This window comes from Streptomyces sp. NPDC007905 (assembly GCF_042959345.1).
Taxonomy (GTDB): Bacteria; Actinomycetota; Actinomycetes; order Streptomycetales; family Streptomycetaceae; genus Streptomyces.
Genome location: NZ_JBIBKS010000078.1, coordinates 1 through 2,183, shown reverse-complemented (window position 1 = coordinate 2,183; position 2,183 = coordinate 1). Strand labels below are relative to the sequence as shown.

Below are 2,183 nucleotides of genomic sequence, written 5' to 3'. Positions count from 1 at the left end.
GCGCCGAGGTCTTCACCTTCATCGAGACCTTCTACAACCGCCGCCGCCTGCGCAAGCACAAGACCTTCGGCTACCTCACCCCGGCCGAGACCAGGGCAACGGCACCAGCACGCCCTCGAGGGATGGAGCCGTTTCAGGCGGAATCGGGCACTGCCGGACGCATCCGGGCCGTTGTCACGACTCACTCGGCGGGGATGCAGCTCCGGCACCCCAGCGGGAGGCCCGACGGGGCTTCACGTGCGGGAGACCCTCGCCCAGATCGTTCGGGTGCCGTCCCGTTCTATGCGTGTGCCGAGTGCCTGGGCGGAGGTGGCGATGAGGGCCAGACCTCGTCCGTATCCACAGGTGTTGTGCCAGTGGGCGCTGGTGGGTTTCGTCCCTTCGTCCTGTACCTGGATCTGCAGGAAACTTCTGCACTTCTGCAGCTCGGCGGTGATGGTGGCACTGCCGGTGTGGACGATCGCGTTCGTCGCGAGTTCCGTTGTGACGAGCAGTGTGACGTAGTTGAGGTCTTCGTCGGTGAGATGTTGCTTGTCGAGCCATAGGCGAGTCAGGTGTCGACAGACGGGGACGGCGCGGTCCACGGCCGGGAGGCGAAAAACGGTGGTACGTGAGTGGCGCCAGACAGTAGCCAGTTTCCGGGCTGTGGACGTGTCAGGCCATTGTTCGACTTCCTGAGGGGAAAGCGTGATGCTCGCGCTGGACAGTACGGTCGTCAACATGGCTCTTCCCGGTTTTGGTAAGGGACATGGGCGCCGGGGAGGCGCGGGTGTCCCGAGGGAGCGTGCGGGTGTTGTCGCCGACGCGGCGAGGGAGCGCCCGTCGGTCGGCGCGTGGAAAGCGAGGGCGCGGCACGGGGGCGAAGGAGGCACCGGTGTGCGCGAGCCAGTGAACCGTGACCTACGTCGTAAACGAAAGGTCCGCGTCAGCCGGCGTCGGCCGCCGCCGGCTGACGGATCCAAACCCCTTTCACAGGGGCACCATCGCGGCTCCCACCCCCAGCGGTCGGCCGAAACCGACGCGCGCGATGACTGGGCAGCCGCTCCCCCGGAAAGGATGGGCGGCCCACCGGTCGGATACATAGCGTTATCGCCGAGCTGGCATGTGACTGCAACAGCGGGCAAGGCATTGCCACTCGGATGGCGTAGCCCGGCGTGATGGACTGCCTGTTCGATGTTGTTTCTCGGGCCGACGGGGCACGGCGGGCGAGTGGGAAACCAAGGTGCGAGGCTGCCGAGTTGGGCGCTCGCGAGGTCGCGGCTCACCTGGAAGCGTTACGCCGATCGGGTGACCTGCTGGGCGGGGCGTTGTTTGCCGCTTGCTCCGGTGCATTACTGGAGGCCGCTGAAGGAGTCGGTGCGCCGGCCACGCCCACGCGCTGCGCCACCGAAGCCGGACGTCCGCCGGCCGACAGCCATCCAGCACCATGAGCTGAGAAGTGCGGTCACCTTCAGCGGCAGTGCCGCGCCGTCCGGCGTCAGTCCATGACGCCACAACCTCGGTCACACTTCGCCCGGTGCCATAGGCGCGGTGGACGCGGTGGTCACCACCGGTGGCGGGAGCGCGACGGCTCCCGGTACCTCTACACGTCGCAGGGCCCGGCCCCCCTCCGGGCCGCTGAGCCTGGTCTTCGGCCAGGCGCACGGTCGCCCGCCCGGACGGGCCCCGTCCCCCCTGCCGGGCGGGCACCGCGTACTACCCCCAAAAGGCTGCTGATCAAGAGGGCGTGGCCAGACGGTGTGCACCGGCCACCGGTGCCGACACGTTCCACCACCGCGGATGCAACCGTATCCGCACTGACTCTCCTCGGTGTGCGCCGTTCACCATACTCCTCCACAGCCTCCGCGGCTCCATCCCCAACTCTTCTTTCCACCCATTGAATCGAGGCGGAAGCCGGCTGACCCTGCCTTATGCGGCCGGACTGTGTTCACTCCGCCCGCTCAGCGATGTCGTCACCGCGGCCGAGCACCGGCCTCGTAAGGCGTTGTCGGACCCGGCGGCAGCCCACCGACTGGACATCGGATCGGTGGGCTCCTGGCCGACCATGGCTTTTGTGGTGGCGCTGCACGCGGCTGCACGGTGTCAGCGGGGAGTGTCCAATAGACGGCGGATCCGATGATCAAGGAGACGCCTGATGAGCGAGACCATCACCGAGCACGAGGCCGTGGAGGCGGCGGTCGTCG

1 protein-coding gene is annotated in these 2,183 nt (G+C 67.7%); it reads right to left on the bottom strand.

Features of this window, described 5'->3' with window-relative positions; genetic code table 11:
• Positions 1-233: 233 nt before the first annotated feature.
• The gene (locus ACFZDC_RS41965) at positions 234-584 is read right to left on the bottom strand and encodes an ATP-binding protein (RefSeq protein WP_391332366.1); all 351 of its coding nucleotides are present in this window, start codon (positions 582-584) and stop codon (positions 234-236) included.
• Between the last annotated feature and the right edge of the window lie 1,599 nt (positions 585-2,183).